General features: G+C 37.2%; 15 protein-coding genes and 2 pseudogenes. 1 reads left to right on the forward strand and 16 read right to left on the reverse strand.

The features are described from left to right. Nucleotides 1–21: 21 nt before the first annotated feature. The 3 genes and pseudogenes from PTE_RS16025 to PTE_RS16035 all read right to left on the reverse strand — a co-directional run. Nucleotides 22–1,035, reverse strand: coding sequence for a hypothetical protein (locus PTE_RS16025; protein WP_036848712.1), 1,014 nt, complete (start codon nt 1,033–1,035; stop codon nt 22–24). Between the two features lie 189 nt (nt 1,036–1,224). Continuing rightward, entirely contained in the window at nt 1,225–2,127 is a 903-nt protein-coding gene (locus PTE_RS16030) for a Pvc16 family protein (RefSeq protein WP_036848715.1), read from the reverse strand. Nucleotides 2,128–2,151: 24 nt separating this feature from the next. Then, nucleotides 2,152–4,048 (reverse strand): annotated as a pseudogene (locus tag PTE_RS16035) (ATP-binding protein); the annotation flags it as partial. An 88-nt stretch (nt 4,049–4,136) separates the two neighbouring features. Here PTE_RS16035 and PTE_RS16040 point away from each other — a divergent pair. Next, nucleotides 4,137–5,233: pseudogene (locus PTE_RS16040) on the forward strand (ISAs1 family transposase). Nucleotides 5,234–5,416: 183 nt separating this feature from the next. On the opposite strand, the gene PTE_RS16045 reads toward PTE_RS16040, so the two are convergent. The 13 genes from PTE_RS16045 to PTE_RS16105 all read right to left on the reverse strand — a co-directional run bounded on the left by PTE_RS16045 (nt 5,417) and on the right by PTE_RS16105 (nt 18,151). Next, complete coding sequence (locus tag PTE_RS16045; protein WP_036848718.1) at nt 5,417–5,734, reverse strand: hypothetical protein; 318 nt, start codon at nt 5,732–5,734, stop codon at nt 5,417–5,419. 12 nt (nt 5,735–5,746) lie between these two features. Continuing rightward, complete coding sequence (locus tag PTE_RS16050) at nt 5,747–6,352, reverse strand: recombinase family protein (protein ID WP_241826193.1); 606 nt, start codon at nt 6,350–6,352, stop codon at nt 5,747–5,749. 188 nt (nt 6,353–6,540) lie between these two features. After that, nucleotides 6,541–7,074 carry a hypothetical protein gene (locus tag PTE_RS16055; RefSeq protein ID WP_036848722.1) on the reverse strand — a complete coding sequence of 178 codons (534 nt, stop codon included), beginning with the start codon at nt 7,072–7,074 and terminating at the stop codon, nt 6,541–6,543. Beyond that, on the reverse strand, nt 7,047–7,337 hold the full coding sequence (locus tag PTE_RS16060) for a hypothetical protein (protein ID WP_131601526.1): 291 nt from the start codon (nt 7,335–7,337) through the stop codon (nt 7,047–7,049). The genes PTE_RS16055 and PTE_RS16060 overlap by 28 nt, the downstream gene beginning before the upstream one ends. A 63-nt stretch (nt 7,338–7,400) precedes the next feature. Further along, a complete protein-coding gene (locus PTE_RS16065) occupies nt 7,401–7,925 on the reverse strand; it encodes an IS630 family transposase (RefSeq protein ID WP_071992995.1) in 525 nt (174 codons plus the stop codon). A gap of 327 nt (nt 7,926–8,252) precedes the next feature. Continuing rightward, nucleotides 8,253–9,053 (reverse strand): hypothetical protein, encoded by an 801-nt coding sequence (locus tag PTE_RS16070; protein WP_036848727.1) that lies wholly within the window; start codon nt 9,051–9,053, stop codon nt 8,253–8,255. Nucleotides 9,054–9,501: 448 nt separating this feature from the next. Continuing rightward, nucleotides 9,502–10,074, reverse strand: coding sequence for a DUF4765 family protein (locus PTE_RS16075; RefSeq protein ID WP_036848730.1), 573 nt, complete (start codon nt 10,072–10,074; stop codon nt 9,502–9,504). A gap of 190 nt (nt 10,075–10,264) precedes the next feature. After that, nucleotides 10,265–10,546 (reverse strand): hypothetical protein, encoded by a 282-nt coding sequence (locus tag PTE_RS16080; protein ID WP_036848733.1) that lies wholly within the window; start codon nt 10,544–10,546, stop codon nt 10,265–10,267. A 651-nt stretch (nt 10,547–11,197) separates the two neighbouring features. Continuing rightward, nucleotides 11,198–12,142 (reverse strand): hypothetical protein, encoded by a 945-nt coding sequence (locus PTE_RS22935; RefSeq protein ID WP_051477434.1) that lies wholly within the window; start codon nt 12,140–12,142, stop codon nt 11,198–11,200. 165 nt (nt 12,143–12,307) lie between these two features. After that, entirely contained in the window at nt 12,308–13,210 is a 903-nt protein-coding gene (locus tag PTE_RS16090) for a Pvc16 family protein (RefSeq protein WP_036848735.1), read from the reverse strand. A gap of 24 nt (nt 13,211–13,234) precedes the next feature. Then, a complete protein-coding gene (locus tag PTE_RS16095) occupies nt 13,235–15,334 on the reverse strand; it encodes an ATP-binding protein (RefSeq protein WP_036848738.1) in 2,100 nt (699 codons plus the stop codon). A 9-nt stretch (nt 15,335–15,343) separates the two neighbouring features. After that, on the reverse strand, nt 15,344–16,903 hold the full coding sequence (locus PTE_RS16100; protein WP_036848741.1) for a contractile injection system tape measure protein: 1,560 nt from the start codon (nt 16,901–16,903) through the stop codon (nt 15,344–15,346). Between the two features lie 63 nt (nt 16,904–16,966). Next, nucleotides 16,967–18,151: a tail fiber protein gene (locus PTE_RS16105; protein ID WP_036848743.1), complete on the reverse strand. Its 1,185-nt coding sequence runs from the start codon at nt 18,149–18,151 to the stop codon at nt 16,967–16,969. Nucleotides 18,152–18,181: the final 30 nt, after the last annotated feature.

Genomic DNA, 18,181 nt, shown 5'->3' on the forward strand with positions numbered 1-18,181 from the left:
AAAATATCGATGATTAAATTTTTATTTCTCGACTTTTTTCCATTCCTTCACTTTCACGTTTCCTGGGATTTTTATTTCAAGACTGCCATTAAACTTACTATCTATACGTTCCAGAATCCCTTTTGCACCTAAATACTGTAATTGAACTGGTTTTATGCCAGATTGTTTTAATAATAATGATTTTAAGTCAGATAGTTTCCCTTTTACAGCAGGGGCTTGGGAAAGATTTTTTTCGTGAAGCAAATCAGGAGAAGCAAAGAACTCAGTTTCATCTAACCCAAGTTCTTTAAGTTCAGCAGGGTTTTCTATATCAATTTCTGCAAAGTGAGTCTTATTAGACAGGAATTCTCTATCAGATACTTCTCCATCTATTGCTAACAAGAAGAAAGTAAATGCCGTATTTCCTAGACGGTTCCAATCATCTTCATTAGTGTTGCTTCCTTGAGTACGCTTTAATGTTTTTATTCCTTTATTTACCAAATTAAAATTTGATCCAATCTCATTAAATGTAGGTTTTTTCTGCCCATTTCCAGAAGTATAATGCCTCAGCGTGAATTTCTTATCTTTTACTTTATCTAAATGACTTTCGGGTGCTTTTTCAGAGGAGAATGCTATTTCATTATTGGTGATTTCATTCATTATTTCAAATGGTAATTTTCTATCGGAAGGCGAAAGTCTATCTTTATACCTATGGAAAATATCTTTAGCTTTGAGTTTTTCATTCGGACTTTTGCGAGTGTTCGGTGTTACTGAGCTTCCTTTTTTCATCACCAAATCTGGTGTATGCGCTTGTGCTTTACTTTCACTGCCACTGTTCTTTACTTCGATTTCTAGTTTTTTGGTGTGCTGTTGATTTGGGGTGGCTTGTGCATTTAAATCTTTTCTATCTCTTCTATTTTTAGATGTATCAAGTTCAAGGTGTTCAGTTTGGTGCTCAGCTTGTTTACTGCTATTTGATCTTGCAGGAGCACCAATAGCTTGAGCTGCTTGAGGGCTAATTTCGAATTTTTTTATAAGGTCACTTATTATTGGCATGATATTACCACCTATGGGTTGGATTGATTTAATAGTAAATAATATATGGATTAAATTAGTGTTTCACTGTTTTAATTTTATTAACACTAACACGGGAAAATAAAATAAAAATATTAAAAATAATTAATTTTAATAAGTAATTGTTTATTAGGTGAATGATTGTTTGTTATTTTAGTATAAAAATTAATTTTAAATCCCAATTAACTTATCCGCATTTTCTTTAGAAACAACAATGCCGACACCATTTATCTTAACAATAGCCTCTTGACTGCTTTTCCATTTGGTAAGTGTATCTTTTATTTGTGGTAAATAAGTTACGCTAGTAATACCCGAAACTTTAACAATAATGTTTTCATTTTCCTGATTTTGATTATTTTCTGTATCAGGTTCAATTGTCAGATTCACTTTAGCAAGGGCAAGACGTACATCTTCTGTACCGCCTAATTCCACGCATAATTTATCTATTAAAGCCTGGTTTATTTGTGAATTATCCAGACTGGGTTTTTGAACCAAAGAAGAGGATATTTTACTGACTGGGATTACATTGTCTTCAATATTTTTCAGTTTCATAGGTACAGTAATGGAATAAAGTAAAGAGAGGCGAGGGCGATTACCAAGAGCCTGCCAAAAATTACCTAAGCTATTTAAATTCTCCTGTTGGGGAATAACCCGGGTATAAGCACCGGGAATACCGGTTAATTGGCGATTGTTAATCAATGCTCTTAAAACACGCGTCATGACTTGTGCCGCCTGATTATCTGGCTGGCTGTCCGGGCTGGCACTGTCGTTCGATGGTTTATTCGGCTCCCAGTAAGTCATTAAATAATTGCAGTTAATATTTATCCATCCCGGTAATAATGTATTGGTTGCCGGATTATAACGTCTTGATTCGGCAGAGCGTAATTGTAGATCTTCATGTATTTCATAAAGAAATACACTGACTGTCGGTTCTGATTGAATGGAATTAATTTCGGGTAGATCAAAACGAATATCAATGTTTTGACCGGGAATGTCTAAATATTTAATTAGAATATCATTTAATGCTTGATTAATCTCAATAATCGCATTGTCAGAAGCAATTATAGTTGTCATATTGACTCCAATTCTACTTAATTTTTAAAATACCAAGCGGCCAGTTTTATTTAATTCAAGTATCACGGCACGTTCTATATATTTATTTTTAATCTGTCCAATATTGTCATTTGCTGCCAATATGGATGATAATAAGGCGATATTTCTGATATTCGCTCCGGTTAAATCAGATATTTTAGCCAGATGTTCAAAATCAATTTCATCGGATAATGTCAGTTGTTCAGGCCAAATTTTTTGCCACATTTTCTTACGTAATGCTTCATCGGGATAAGTAAAACGGGTAATAAAGGTAAAGCGGCGATTAAACGCGCTGTCCAAATGGCTGCGGTTATTGGTGGCTAAAATGACTAACCCTGGATAATCCTCCAGCCGTTGTAATAAATAAGAAACTTCAATATTAGCGTGTCTGTCTTGGGCATCTTTGGTTTCACTGCGTTTGCCAAATAGGGCATCGGCTTCGTCGAAAAATAGTACCCCGGAATCCGCCTCGGCTAAATCGAAAATGCGTGAGATATTTTTTTCCGTTTCACCGATGTATTTATTCACCACGGTAGAGAGATCCACTTTAATTAAATCAACGCCAAGATACCCGGCAATCACTTCTGCGGCCATTGTTTTGCCGGTTCCTGATTCACCGTAAAATAGCGCGCTAATACCGGTACCGTAGCTGATTTTTTCCTGAAATCCAGCGCTTAGAATTTGGTCACGGTAATGAATGGCCGCAATGATTTCTTTTAACTGTTGTGCCAATGTATCTGAAATCACTAAATCATTAAAATTGCGTTTTGGGGTGATTCGTTGGGCTAATTTACCGAAATTTTGTTGAGCGCGAAAGCTTAATGCCTTACGTAGATCGGTTTCTTCCAATTGACCTTCCGGTTGTCGGAGTATTTGGTATTGATATGCTTCTTTAAGAATGAACGGTAATGTTTCTGCTGTAAATGAAAAACGTTGACATAATTGAGTCATATTTATTTTCTGAGCAACAGTATTCGGTAAGTTTGCTTGTAACATGTTTTTTCTATCCGCCAGAGTAAGTGCTGGCATATTAATTTGTACCATCGGCAGGTGTTTAATCCATACTAATGAGTCTTGTGGTTCTGCCAGGCAAATTATGCGTAATTTAGGCTGATTGAGTAGGGTGGATAATTCGTTATGCCATGTTTTCTTGTATCAATAAAGAGAAGTTGCGGATTAATAAACAGGCATCGTGTAGACGAGCTTCCCGTATTGCATTTGCCAGCAAGTTAGCTATTTCAGTTGGGTTTTCATCATCTGGCAGACGGGCTAAATCAAGAGTTAACGTATTGATATCATGAGAAACCATAATATTGCTTACTGCTAATTCTCTGGCACTGTCCTGTTTTCCTCTAAGTATTACCAGTGGAAGAGTCTCGTCGGTTTCATTCAATAATATTTTTTCCAGTGAATCATAAAGAATTGGCGGGTACCAATTTTGCGAGGCAGGAATGCTCCAATAAGCACAGGTTGTTAGAGGCGGTAAAATAACCCGCTGGCCTGATAAAAAATGCCAGATGGCGCTGTGGGTTAAAAATTGCGTTTGTAACCAGACAGATTCTTCACAGTTATTGAGTCGTAATAGATGATTACGTATTAATGGTGTTTGTGGTAACAAGCTGTTTTGCAGTAATTGCCAATCACTTTGGCGTTGGCTAAATAATTCAATTGCTAAAGCAAAACTAGGCCACTGTTTTTTACTGTTACCATTTAGAGCGGCAAATAACGCATGATAACGACTGTCAAAATGGGGTAATAAACCTAACAGTAAAGCATCACGTTCAAATTCAGTCAGTTCAAAACGTTCAACCAATAGTGATAATGGATCAAAGGCAGGGTTTTCCTCGGTTGTTTCTGAGCAGTGAATAATATTATCTGCTTTAGGTAGCCAATGAGGAACACCAGGGCGCGAGCATACTTTTTTAACACCTCTTGAATGAGAAGTAATGGCATGATCTAATGAACCTTATTTCTCTTCTAATCGTTTGCATATGACCCTGATTGAACATTTATCCGTTGTGAAAGAAACACGCTCTGATATTAATCGTCAGTACGAGCTGATTGATGTGATTTTCCTTGTCGTCAGTGCCATCATGGCGGGAGCCGAAGGCTGGCAAGACATTGAGACTTACGGCCGGGCAAAAATTAAGTGGCTGCAAACATATCGTCCATTTCCTACTGGGATACCCCGTCGGCATACGATTGCCAGAATACTGCGCGCTATCGAGCTGGATTCCCTGCTGGAAGCCTTACTCAACTGGGTTAATGAGCAGCGTGAATTGGGGAGCAAACCCGTCATCGCTTTTGATGGGAAAGTTCTGCGACGCGCCTATCGTAACGACAAGAAAAACGCCGTCCAACTGGTCACTGCCTATGATACCGAGGCGGGATTGGTGTTAAGCCAGAAAGCGACTGCGACCAAAAATGGGGAAATCAGTATCGTCCGCCAGATGCTGGATATCCTTAACCTAAAAGGCAGTATCGTGACCCTTGATGCTCTGCATTGCCAGCGTGAAACACTGGAAAAAATCAGCGAAAAGAAAGCACATGTGGTTGTGCAGGTGAAGAAAAATCAACCTAAGCTGTGGGAAGCCGTTCAGTCTCAATTTCAGGCCGTGTTTGATGCCGGTAAAGAGCAAGTGATGACGAAATCAAGCAAGANGCCCATGGCCGACGTGAAGAGCGCTATGTCTTCCAGTTAAAACCGAAATTCACACCCGAAATGGCCGAGAGATGGCCAACTATTCGTAGCATTATTGCGGTTGAGCGTCATCGGACACAAAAGGGTAAAGGAACAGTAGATACCTCGTATTATGTGAGTTCGCTTTCCCCCCGACATAAATCTCTGGGGTATTACATTGGTCAGCATTGGCGAATTGAAAATAGCCAGCACTATATTCTTGATGTCGTTTTTAAAGAAGATGATTCACGGATTGTTTTGGAAGGTGCAATTGAGAATCTGGCCTTATTCCGGCGTCTTGTTTTGAATATGGTCAAACAATGTGATTGTGGGGCACCAAGCCAAAGAAATAAGCTTAAAAAAGCCAGCTGGTGTGATGATTACCGTGCAAAAGTTTTCTTTGGCTGAATATCAAACAAAGTATGCTCGCGCCCTGTCATCGTAATGACTGTCAGAAAATTCTCTAACCACTTTATTTCTATTACCTTCCTGTATTCTGAATATCATTTAAACCCTATTTTATCACATCGTTGTTTCCTAACCGAATACCATCGGTAAGCCGGAACCGCCGAAATTTCCGTCACCTTAAGTTTACTCTTGTTTTTTCAGCATTAATCCAAATAATGGATTCTCAATGACCGAAATAACAGTAATATTGGTCTGATCTGATATCGGTAAAAAATCAATATTTATTAACTCATCAAGTCGTGAGGGTGCTAAATAGGTCCCGTCAATATCATTGGCATATATCGCCATGCCAAACTCATTTTCATCCATCGTCGCAAATCGGTTGCTATGCGTATTACGGGTTCTATTAAATAATATATAACCTACCACATCCGGATCTTTTTCAATGAGTCCCAATGTATCAAGTTCTTGCCGGATTTTTTTTAGCTGTTGATTCCTCATGACCAATTCTCGTTAGCTATTATTTTCTGTTCTGCTGCGGGTCAGTGTCCGATAAACCTTGGGTCTTGATACTGAAAAAAGCTCGGTCAAATTACTGATCGAATACTCTCCCGTCCTGTGCATCCTGCACAATTCTTTCTGTTGCTTGTTAGACAATTTAGGCTGTTTTCCCCGCAGTTTTCCTTTTGCACGGGCTATCGCCATGCCTTCTTTCGTTCTCAGGCGTATCAAATCACCTTCGAATTCCGCAAAGGTGGCCGCCACATTAAAAACCATTTTCCCCAGTGGGTCTGTCGGGTCATAAATACTCTGGCCCAGAGCCAATTTGATGCTTCTCGCCTGTAATGAATCTGCAATGTCACGCGCATCCGGTACAGAACGTGCCAGTCGATCCAATTTTGGGACAACCAGCGTATTACCGTGTCGCACTGCGGCCAGTGCCTGATCCAATCCACATCTGCTTTTTCCCAACCTGCTGGTAACAGTTTGTTTTTCACTCAGGCACATGCCGTTAAACTGCCGATGCAGGTCAGCGATGGAGGTACAGTTTCCTTTGCTCAGTGCAGCAATCAGACTGAGAACCAGAGACGGTGGCCCAATATTCCAGAGCTGCTCCATAAAGCCACATCGGCGGGCGGTTTTTTCAAGAAAAGCGTCACTGAAGAATGGCATTAACTAAGGTTTTGTGGAGATAATTGTCATCGGCTTTATTCTCTGCTCTCGGTATTTTGTTTGGCGACAATTATCAGATCATAAATAAAGCCTTTTTTCTAGCTAAAATAACAGATTGCCGCTAAAGATCCTGTTTATGAATATTTATTAATAAATTTTATTTTGTCATCGTATTTTCTCCTATAAGCATGACGAATTTCAGAGAAAGTTATTGCTTCAGCATATCCATCTTTTCCATCTTTCCTTCTATTGCCATTTTTCCATGGTTTATCTGATATTATCTGATCGGTAGTCAATTTTTCTCCGTTATATCCGGCGACAACGAATCTGAAATCGGGTGAAGCAAGTTGTTCTATAAACCAATCCATTCCTAGTTTACTTGTTTGTCTAAAAAATGCAGTTGCTATAATATCTTTTAGCCATGATTGTTCTGTTTCTGATAAGTTTTTTTTAGCATCGTCAGCATTTTCGGCTGAAGCAAACGTCATTAATATGTCTCTCTGTCTTTGCATGGTTAAATTGTTACCATTACTATTTTTATAGATAAATTCATCTAATTTTTGGTATTCGTTTTTACTGATCAATTTACTAAAGAAATTTTTCTTCTTTGGTATAAGATTATTTATCTTACTTTGAATGTCTAATTTTTTATTATATAAAAACTCCATGCTTTAGTATAAGCATGTTGTTGTTCTTTGGCATTCATTTTAATATCAGGAGTAGCCGATTCCGTATCTACCTCCATAGCAACCAGATAATTTAGTGAGTGATTTTCTATATTTTTCTCGCTCAATTCAGGGAGTTTATTTTCCTTAAGATCTTGGGAAATCCTGAAGTAATCAGATAAATTTAATTCTCCCATGATTCTAAGTCCGGCGTTATATTCATCGATGGTAACAGGGTTCTTGTTAGCGGAGAATGCTTTTGCCATCTCTGACATGCGATGATGACTGAAACCATATATAACCGCGTGTTCGATATCTCTATTAAGTTTTCAAGAAAAGTTAATTGCAAATTGGTCGCCATAACTTTTCAATAAAGTATTTAACTTATACTCCATTGTATCCTGAGTCCAAGTGATAAAACGTCGCCAGTGGTATTTGGCCTGTTTCCAGACGATTTCAATCAGATTCAGCTCTGGGCTGTAAGCGGGAAGATAGAGTAAAAGCATGTTGTGTTCTCGTAACCCGCCATTTCTGATTTTTTCCTCGATCCCGTGATGGATACGCGCATTATCCAACACTAAAAATGTCAGGCGGTTGTCCCCTTGTTTGGCGACCTGCGCTAAAAAATCAATCACGTCATTTCGCGTGATACTGCCTGACGTTGTCTGGTAAAACAGCGTGTTATCCGTGTAATTTAACGCCCCCAGAACTGACCGTCTGTCATGCTCTTGAGGCTCAGTTTCATGGGGCTTACCCCGTGGACTCCATCCATATTGCACCGGAGAAGACGTGGCAAAACCCGCCTCATCAAAATAGACCAGACGGTAATGCCCTAACCGTGCTCCGGCCTTCATTTTATTCAGCAAGGCGGATTTTTTAGCAAACTCCGTTTCGTTGAGCTTTTTTTAAGCGACAGGCGGGTTCGTTTATAGTATAGATAACCCGGAGACTGCATCCTATTTCAGCGGTGATCTGGGACGGCTTGATTCCTCTGGCAAGCATGAACAAACCCGTTTCTCGCGTACGAATGTCCCGGTGTGGGTGATTCAAAGCGAGTTGTTGCAATGTTATTCGTTCAGGCTCAGAAAGTATTATCTTCGATTTCATAAGAACAGGCAGAAAGTCGGGTTATCGTGTTATCGATTATAACAGTAATGCAGATAATTTATTTGATTAACTTATCATGATATATTGATAGCTGTGTTTTTATTCTTTAAAGTGGTTTCCTCCCAATAGCCATATTCGTTCAGCTTGTAAGTACCTATTGGATCTTGCGATACTAGGCTAAGGTTATCGCTTAATAATTCAGGGCTGATTGCAAGTTCATATAAATATTCTTTCACTTTATCTTCCTTTTTACGAAGTGGTCCCTTCCATGCATAGCCTTTTTTACCTAGTTCTTGTAGGAGAAAATTGTGTTCCTCTAGGTTTGTGAATTCGGGAAATAGATGAGGATTTTTTTGGGATTGAGTTTGCACAGACCTCCTAATTGCGTCTGCTTTTTTACAGCCTGCTGTTGACTCATCTGCATAGTAAGCATCAGAATGGCTGTCCGGTTTGAGAATTTTGATTTTTTTCGTTACTTTAAATTTGTATGAGAATACTGTGAGTACTTTTCCTTTTTCCCATGGTTTCTCTCCTGCGCTTTCCCGTAGTTTGTTGTAGCTTTCTGGAGCATTATCTTTGTATTCATCAGGACTTTTTTCTAATGCTAAGTATTGACCAGCCCACTGTGATTCTTCTTTGAGTTCTGGCTTTAAATGTCGTTGCTGATATTCTGCTATACCCAGTGTTTTAGCTGTATTTAAATAATCTTCGATAGCTGTTGTCTTATATAGAAAAGTATCTGCTTCAATCGTGTCTATAATGACACCGTTTGATTCGGTTTCAGGGTTTATTTCTAGATGGCTGCCTGTTTCTATATTTTCTGATTCTTCGTTGTTTGTTCTTTGGTCATCTTTTTTACTGATTGAGAGAAACATATTATTATCCTTTGACTCTTTTAATAAATATATTAGGAATGAATAATATATTTATTAATGTGTTGTTGATATTTGATTGTCAATATAATATAGATATATTTTCGAATCTTTGAATGTAAATTAATACAATGTGGTTATTAGAATCATTGAATTTATTGATAAATATCCTCCCATTTATTTTTTATTGAACTTTTTTACTGGCGCGCCAGATATTCTTCTTTTAGCACAGATTATTTTTCATATCAAGAAAGCAGTAAAAATATAACCCGTCAAAAGTTAAACTCATCTATAATTAGTGGTTTATCAGACATTAGCTGATAATGATTGAAAAAATCAACGCTATATCGGCAAAAGAACGCTATAGCAACTGTTTTTTGAGTGAGTTGATGATCCTTTAATGGTATTTCCTTTCTTGCCTGGTGAAACGATAGTATCCTTAATACGTCATTCACGATGCATTTGGTAAGTTTTCTTCTAGCTTGCCAAACGTTCTATCATATATTTTTAAAACTTCAATAGGAGCATCTTTATTTGCAACAAAACCTGACTCACTTTTGCTACCTAGAGATAAATATTTTGACTTTATTTTAACGATGATCCCATATCTGTTCCTTGAGAAACGACTAAATACCTCTTCATCTACCGAGAACTCTGGCAAATATGCGCCTTTTCCTACTTGTTGGCGAGCGTTTTTTGTCGTGGGAGGTGGGGTATTGGTATTGGCAGTTTCTCCTCCTGCGCTACTATTTTGATACATGTCCAAGGCTGTTTTGCTGCTTACTCCACGATATAAAATGAAAGATGCTTCTGGGTCTATTGCTTCTTTAATAGCTCTGGCTACTGTGTGATATTCTAATGTCTTAAATTGACCGGAAGTTATATCATCTGGTAATGGACCATCCTTATCTTCGTCTGGATCATAATTATCATCATCTTCAGATAGTTGATTATAAGCTAAAAGTATCTGTGAATTGTCTTTTAGGGATTTTTTATCAGCTTCATTAATTGGATATTTAAGCATAATTATCACTCTATAGCTACTAAAATAAGTTATTTTATGTAAGTTATTTTTGTCCCTTGTCGATTTGATTAGTTAAGGGGGGAAAGTTTATTAAAGAGGTATGGGAATGCATGAGATTGACTATCTTAAATAAATTTTTAAAGAACAGGCATGGATAAATGAGTTAAACTCTTTTGCGAAGTTAAAAATCTCACTTCTTTTTCCAGCAAGCATATTTCTTATTGTTGTCTATATAGGTCTTGGTATAGGTACCAAGTAATTCTTCTGATTCCAAAGTGAGATGCTGGCGTAATAGGTTGGGGCTGATTGCGAGCTCATAAGAAAATTCAGTTCCTTCTTCTGGATGAAGTAGCCCCATCCATGCATATCCTTTTTCTCCAAGTTCTTCTAGGAGAAAGTTTTTGTCTTCTAGGTTTTTTAACTCGGAAAATGGGTTGTCATTCTTTTCGGATTGAGATTGAACATCATTCATTATCTCTTTTGCTTTCTCCCAACCTTATGCATTGCCTACGTAGTAAGAATTAGAATTGTTGTGTGGTTTGAGAACTTTGATATCTTTTGTTACTTTAAACGTGTACAAGAAAACTTCTGCTTTTTTCAGCGGATCCTTTCCTACGTATTCCAGTAGTCCGTTGTAGCTATCTGGTGCTCCATCTGCATATTCATCAGAACTTTTTTCTAAGGCGAAATATTGCCCTGTCCACTGTGAATCTTTTTTGAATTTTTCAGCATCTTCAAAGTTACCTAGGTTTAAGTAATCTTGTATATCTTCATGTCGTTTCTTATATTCTGCTAAACCTAGGTTTTCTGCGTTGTCTAAAAAATCTGGGATAGCGGTCGTTTTATATAGAAGAGTATCTGCCTTAATGGTACCTGTAGTGACATTTTTTGGTTATCATTTTTATTATAATATGTGCTGGACATGTTATCACCTTATGATTATTTTAATAAATATATTGCAATATTTAGCATGGTAAGTGTAACATGCATGACTATGCAAATAAATAGATTGGTATTCTTTTAAATAACTTACTGGATATTTTGTACTTCAATATTCATATGAGAGATTGTTTTTTTATTTATTAAGGCTCTATAATTGATCTGACTGAGATAACTTCACCCATTAATTTTGATTAGGTAGGTCAGGTATTTTCCCCAATTTTGCATATGTTTTCCAATCCTCTAGTAATTTACCATCTAGTTTATTAAATGGTTTACCTTCTGCATAAGCTTGTCTTATTTCTTCCAAAGAAGAATGTTTTGATTGAATCATAAATTCAACAATATTTCCTCCCCATATTTTAATTTCTTTACCGTCTAATCCCTTAGTAAAATAATTGGTAACATAGTCTTTATCGGGTAATATTTGTTTATAAACTTCTCTTGCAAAATAGTCTGTCACATATTCATCATAATTTAGGTTGTCTGCTTTCGTATCAGTTTGAGACTGTAAGCCTTTATGCTGATGTGATGACGCATGAAGGCTTTCATGAATTATTGTAGATATTATTTTTGCCAAATTGAGCTCAGATTCTCCTCTATTATTCAAATGCGAGTATTCTGGAGAATTTATTCCTATATAAATTTTTCCATTATCAGGATTCGTCCAAGCTATAGGGTTATCCGTTATATCTTCATCGTTGTATTTATATTGCCTATATTTTTCATCAGCTTTTTTCATTTCCTCGATTATTCCTTTCATAGTAACGCCTATGGGGTCCAATGGTTTTATGTCTTCTTTTTTCAATACTTCTTTGATTGCTTTAGAAATTGTAGAGAAACCGCCTTCTCCTAGATAATTTTTTATCTGTTCTGATATTTCCCAATCTTCAGATTCTACTGTTCCGCTTTCAGTGAAAAGTACATTTTCATCTTTTGGTTTGAACGGATTATTATTTCCTACATTATTTGGTGACCTTTCCTGAGGAAGGTTGGGAAATAATTCTGGTAGTGGTGGTGGTGGTGTGCTGGAAAGTTCTAAAGAATTGCTGTTTATCTCCCTATTTTGGGGATCTTCTGCATTATTTTTTGTTTTTTTACCATGATCTTTAACATATTCGTTTAGCATTATTTCACCTATAGAGTTTGAAGAATGACAATGAATAACATGTGGATTAAGTTAATAGTTTTATAACATGGAAATCTCAAATAAACATATTAAAAATAATTGTTTTTAATGAATGATTATTTGTTAGGTGAATGATTGGTAGTTATTTTAATATAAGAATTAATTTTAAATTCCAATTAACTTATCAGAATTTTCTTTAGAAACAATAATACCAATACCATTTATCTTTATAATAGCCTGTTGGTTGTTTTTCCATTTTTTAAGTATATCTTTTATTTGTGATAAATAAGTTGCACCGGTAATACCGGAAACTTCAACAATAACATTTTGATTTTCCAGGTTTTTATTGTTTTCTGTATCAGGCTCGGTTGTCAGATTCACTTTAGCAAGGGCAAGACGTACATCTTCTGTGCCGCCTAATTCTGCACATAATTGATCTGTCAGGGCTTGATTTATTTGTGAACTGTCCAGGCCAGATTTTTGATCTACAGTAGAGGATATTTGGCTAATAGATATGATATTATTTTCAATATTTTTCAGCTTCATTGGCACAGTAATTGAATAGAGTAAGGAGATGCGTGGGCGATTACCCAGAGCCTGCCAAAAATTACCCAGGCTGTTTAAATTCTCCTGTTGTGGAATAACGCGCGTATAGGCACCGGGAATACCAGTTAATTGGCGATTATTTATTAATGCATTCAAAACCCGTGTCATCACTTGTGCCGCCTGATTATCCGGTTGGCTATCTGGGCTGGAGCTGTCACTTGAGGGTTTATTAGCATCCCAGTAGGTGATTAAATAGTTACAATTGATATTAACCCATCCTGGTAATAATATGCTGGTTGCAGGATTATAACGCCTTGGTTCAGCAGTGCGTAATTGTAGATCTTCGTGTATATCATACAGAAATACACTCACCGTCGGTTCCGATTGGGTTGAATTAATTTCCGGTAGATCAAAGCGAATATCAATTTGTGAACCTGGTATCTGTAAATATTGCGATAAAATGGCATTTAATGCTTTATTCACTTCAATAATGATATTGTCAGAAGCAATTATAGTTGTCATGTTGACTCCAATCCCACTGAGTATTTAGAAAGCCAATCGGCCGGTTTTATTTAATTCAAGTATCACTGCTCGCTCTATGTGCCTATTTGCGATTTGTCCATTGTTATCATCCGCGGCTAATATCGATGATAATAAGGCAATATTTCTAATGTTTGCTCCGGTTAAATCAGACCGTTTAGCCAGATGTTCAAAATCAATTTCATTGGATAATATCAGTTGTTCGGGCCAAATTTTTTGCCACATTTTTTCACGTAATGCTTCATCGGGATAAGTAAAACGGGTGATAAAGGTAAAACGGCGATTAAACGCGCTGTCCAAATGGCTGCGGTTATTGGTGGCTAAAATGACTAACCCTGGATAATCCTCCAGCCGTTGTAATAAATAAGAAACTTCAATATTAGCGTGTCTGTCTTGGGCATCTTTGGTTTCACTGCGTTTGCCAAATAGGGCATCGGCTTCGTCGAAAAATAGTACCCCGGAATCCGCCTCGGCTAAATCGAAAATGCGTGAGATATTTTTTTCCGTTTCGCCAATATATTTGTTCACTACGGTTGAGAGATCTACTTTAATTAAATCGACGCCAAGATACCCGGCAATCACTTCTGCGGCCATTGTTTTGCCGGTACCTGATTCACCGTAAAATAATGCACTAATACCGGTGCCGTAGCTGATTTTTTCCTGAAATCCAGCGCTTAGAATTTGGTCACGGTAATGAATGGCCGCAATGATTTCTTTTAACTGTTGTGCCAATGTATCTGAAATCACTAAATCATTAAAATTGCGTTTTGGGGTGATTCGTTGGGCTAATTTACCGAAATTTTGTTGAGCGCGAAAGTTTAATGCCTTACGTAGATCGGTTTCTTCCAATTGACCTTCCGGTTGTCGGAGTATTTGGTATTGATATGCTTCTTTAAGAATGAGCGGTAATGTTTCTGCTGTAAATGAAAAACGTTGACATAATTGAGTCATATTTATTTTCTGAGCAACAGTATTCGGTAAGTTTGCTTGTAACATGTTTTTTTTATCCGCCAGAGTAAGTGCTGGCATATTAATTTGTACCATCGGCAGGTGTTTAATCCATACTAATGAATCTTGTGGTTCTGCCAGGCAAATTATGCGTAATTTAGGCTGATTGAGTAGGGTGGATAATTCGTTATGCCATGTTTTCTTTTCTTGTATCAATAAAGAGAAGTTGCGGATTAATAAGCAGGCATCGTGTAGACGGGCTTCCCGTATTGCATTTGCCAGCAAGTTAGCTATTTCAGTTGGGTTTTCATCATCTGGCAGACGGGCTAAATCAAGAGTTAACGTATTGATATCATGAGAAGCCATAATATTGCTTACTGCTAATTCTCTGGCACTGTCCTGTTTTCCTCTAAGTATTACCAGTGGAAGAATCTCGTCAGTTTTATTCAATAAGATTTTTCCAAGTGAATGAAAAAGAGTTTGTGGATACCAATTTTGTGAGACCGGGATACTCCAATAAGCGCAGGTTGTTAGAGGAGGTAAAATAACCCGCTGGCCTGATAAAAAATGCCAGATAGCACTGTGGGTTAAAAATTGCGTTTGTAACCAGACCGATTCTTCGTAGTTATTGAGCCGTAATAGGTGGTTACTAATTAATGGTGTTTGTGGTAACAAGCTGTTTTGTAGTAATTGCCAATCACTTTGACGCTGGCTAAATAATTCAATTGCTAAAGCAAAACTAGGCCACTGTTTTTTACTGTTACCATTTAGAGCGGCAAATAACGCATGATAACGACTGTCAAAATGGGGTAATAAACCTAGCAACAAGGCATCACGTTCAAATTCAGTGAGTTCAAAACGTTCAACCAATAGTGATAATGGATCAAAGGCAGGGTTTTCCTCGGTTGTTTCTGAGCAGTGAATAATATTATCTGTTTTAGGTAGCCAATGAGGAACGCCGAATGGTTCTGCCAGACGTTGTTCTATTTCATCTTCGGCAAATAAAAAACTCTCCGGCAATGAATCGTATTTGTCTCTTTTCTGGTAATAATAGTGCTGCAATCGCAGGTCAATACGTTCCAGATGGGAATAAAGCCAGCGTAATTCAGGGGTTATAGGTTGAAGTTCACCGTGATTATTTGTCAGTAGATAGTCCATATAAACCTTTTAAATGTTTTGCCAGTCAATTCGTAAAGGGCGATCCAGCCAGGGAAGTTTGGCGATATTTAATGGCCACAGCCAATCGGCCAATAATGCGTCGAATGGTTGTTGTTGTATTGTAATATTGATTTCCTGTTCATTGATTCGCAATTCACCCGGACGTTGTAAGAATAATTGGCGGACGTCATTGTGGCTTAATTTTTTCCAGGCAGGAAGTTGGGTGATAATAGCATCCAGCCATTGTGTGGTTATTAATTGTTTTTCTGGTTCAATAGAGATTGATTCACTATTTTCATCAGCCATTAACCCACATAGAACGTTATTCAACATTTTTCGTTCTGTTGGTGTTTCTTCGGTTTCCCAAATCAGGTAGTCAAGGAAATTGACGGCACTAAACTGGGCCTGACGATGGATAAATTTTTGTTCCTCAAGTAAACCAAGCTGATTAAATAGTGCTGGTAGCATCGGCCATAAAATTAATATTCCGGTGTTACTGACTTGATATAGGGTGGTTTTTTCAGGCAATAAAACGGATTTAGAATGTGACTTGTTGATAGTTCGAAGTTGGCTTCGGTTATTGACTCCTGTAACGGATATATCCGGTGCTGATTCTGAATTGGATCTATTTTTATCTGCTTTATTTGAAATAAAGTGTTCCGATAGATATTGGTATTCTTGAACTGATAGATGTTTTTTACAGAGTTGTGAAATAGGAATTGTTTGCCAGAGCTGTTTTAGCCACTTATTTAACGGGGAGTGGTGAGTTACAGCTTGACGAAATAATGTCATAATAGGTTCATCATGTTGTGAAATTTTATTTAGCTCGGTTGTGATATGAGATATCACTTTTGTATCAGGTTTGGGGATGTTCTGTGTATTATGCCGTTGTATATATCTCAATGCATTGAGTATCAGTTGCCCGGGTGAGACTGGTTCCTCCTGATATTGTGGTTCGTTGGTGTTTTCCGATAATCTGCGATTGATGGCGCTTAATAAAGCGGGTTGTCTGATAGCCAAGAGTCGTTTTAAACTCTGTTCGGACAAACAGCTTTTTGCTAATAATAACGCGGATTTGTTTTCTATTTGTGTTAATTGATTTATTAATTTTTTGATGTCGTTATTTCTATTATCTTCTATTGACTCCGTTAGGTTTAATGGGGAATGTTTCTGATATAAAGAGTGAATGAAATTCTCTGTATTAATTAAATTGTTATCGCCAGATATAGAAGGCTTATCGGTGATTTGATTTGATATTGTTTTATTTAGTAGAATTTCTTCCTTATGGTTGTTTATCTGATATTGGCTGAATGCTTTATTTAGTTCCATCTTGAGGCGAGCAGGAAACAGTGAATTAAAATCATGAAAATTTATTTCACCAAGATTGAGGGTTAATGTTTCTAAAGAGATATCATGATGAATGTTATATTCATTAAAGTATGAATTGAGTAATTTATTTATACTGGTTTGATTAAGCAGGGAGCCATGTAATACTTTTTTAGCTACCTGTTGATTATTAGCTTCAATAGTAATTGTAATCCGGTTTAACAGATTTGGCTCCGAATTCATATCAATATATCCTTGGTAATGAGTAAATAATAAATAATTTAAAACTGTATTTGTGAAATAGAATTAAAGTTTCATAATAAAGGCTAATAAATAATAGGGCGGAACTACATCAACGCTATGGCTATGTGAAGGGGATGAGGCTGTTGCTTGGTGATTATGTCCTTTCCCTTCGCCTGTTTTTGATGTGTATGCGTAACGAGGTGAAGTGGCTTTAGTCATTCCTACGGAGGAAGGGTTGTTGTTTATTACGTCTGTCGATGTCTCTGGACCGAAAGAGGTTTCATATTGCATTCCAACATTCATATAATAAGCCATTCCCCCAATGTGTTGATGACTAGGTATTTGTGATTCTGTTAACGTTGTATTTTGCACATTAACAGTGACAGAAACTTGAGTTGATGTTGTATTCTTGGAAAAATTTTTTCCATTACCACTCCCACTGGCTTTACTGCTGCTTTTTCCTGTCTCAGAAATAGTTTCACCACACATGACAAAACGACTTCTTAAATCTGGAACTGTAACTCCATTATAAGTTCCTCCATCACAAAATGCCCAACCTGTAGGGGAACTATTACCAGAGAACATCACAATCATTCCTCTGGGAAGTACTTTGTTAGGATCAATACTGACACCGCTTGAATTAACAGTGATACCGTTACCGGCTTTAACTTTTACACCATTTTTACTCAGGCTCAAACCACTTACACCGCTCCAGGCATTACTTGGATTTCCTCCCTCTAATTTCAAATAAAGACCAGTATTATCAGTTACCACAATACCGCCCCCGTCCCAACATTTAACAGCTATACCCTCTGAGTCAACGGAAATACTGCCATTATTCTTGGCCTTAACTTCTACTCCATTTCCACTAACAGTAATACCATTACCTTGACCAACACATATTCCGTTGTCTTTATTAATCAGACCACTACCAAGCTCTACGGATAAGATATCTTTTTCAAGTATTAATGGCGAAAAGTCTTGGCTAGCAAGCGTGCCCATTTTTAAATTAAGCGTACCATTATCATCCAGCTTCAATCCTACTCCTGGTCCATTTTGTTGCGGTGCTTGCCCGGTTGCTTTACGACCAACATCCGCAATATCAATCAAATCATTAAAATCCTTTTGTAAAGGAATACTGCCGTCTTTAAATTTATCTTTTAATTTATCAGTCTCAGGCCCAATACCTTTTGAGTCAGTTAATGTTTGTTGCTCTTGTGTTTTTACAGAATAACGAATTTCTTTCATGGCTAACTCCATAAACTATGTTTAATCTAA

Source organism: Photorhabdus khanii NC19 (genome assembly GCF_000517265.1).
Lineage (GTDB): Bacteria > Pseudomonadota > Gammaproteobacteria > Enterobacterales > Enterobacteriaceae > Photorhabdus > Photorhabdus khanii.